Origin of the sequence: Thalassospira alkalitolerans (genome assembly GCF_002115745.1) — a bacterium.
GTDB classification, from domain to species: domain Bacteria; phylum Pseudomonadota; class Alphaproteobacteria; order Rhodospirillales; family Thalassospiraceae; genus Thalassospira; species Thalassospira alkalitolerans.
Map to the genome: position 1 here is coordinate 1 of NZ_JFKB01000055.1, position 717 is coordinate 717.

Here is a 717-nt window from a genome sequence, read left to right on the forward strand (position 1 = left end):
AAGCAGTAAAAAGGGGACTGTCCCCTTTATTGCTGCTAAACACACCTGATAGTTTGGCTACCGACCTTGATAAATTTTGGGATCAGTACAACAAGCCGTTCTTGGATGCTGCAATTGAGAGGGGTGATGATATCGTTCTTGCAACAAAACCTATCGATGACTACTTGAATCGAATTGACCCAGTGACAGGTTCTCAGGTCCGTACCGGCTTTGGTAAGGAGTACGATTATTTGAAGTCAAATGGCTACGAATATGACTCCATTACTTCAATGATGAGGAAGCAATGACACCAGAGTATGAGAACATACTGACTAAAATTAAGTCTCAGTTTGCCGATGCGGGCTTTAGCTTAACTGCAGACTCGGATTTTTTGGCAGAATTTGAAACGACTGATGGATGGAAATTAATTTTTGAAGGAGAGAGGTACTATGGGCCGCTTATTGACATAAAGGTGATCCCTCCAGATGAAGAGCTTGGTTACTCTGTTCACAAACTGATGGACTTTTTTTGCAGAGCTACAGGTGAAAAACTTGGACCACCATCTGCTCTTAATCAGGCGAATTTCATCAAGGAATACTTCAGAAGTTGGGTATCTGATACAGAAAATTATGATGCCTCCTACAGAGCCATTCATGAAAAGTATTAAGGACCGTGAGAGAAAAGGGGACCGTGAGAGCATGGGAAACAAGAAAAGGGGACAGATTTATTTTTTAATGC

2 protein-coding genes are annotated in these 717 nt (G+C 41.7%); both read left to right on the forward strand.

Annotation, left to right across the window (positions count from 1 at the left end; translation table 11 throughout):
• Window positions 1-287, forward strand: a 287-nt coding sequence (locus tag TALK_RS21875) for a hypothetical protein (protein ID WP_211274878.1), incomplete at its 5' end; no start/stop codon positions are given.
• Window positions 284-646 carry a hypothetical protein gene (locus TALK_RS21880; RefSeq protein ID WP_085621278.1) on the forward strand — a complete coding sequence of 121 codons (363 nt, stop codon included), beginning with the start codon at window positions 284-286 and terminating at the stop codon, window positions 644-646. The genes TALK_RS21875 and TALK_RS21880, both read left to right, overlap by 4 nt.
• Window positions 647-717: the final 71 nt, after the last annotated feature.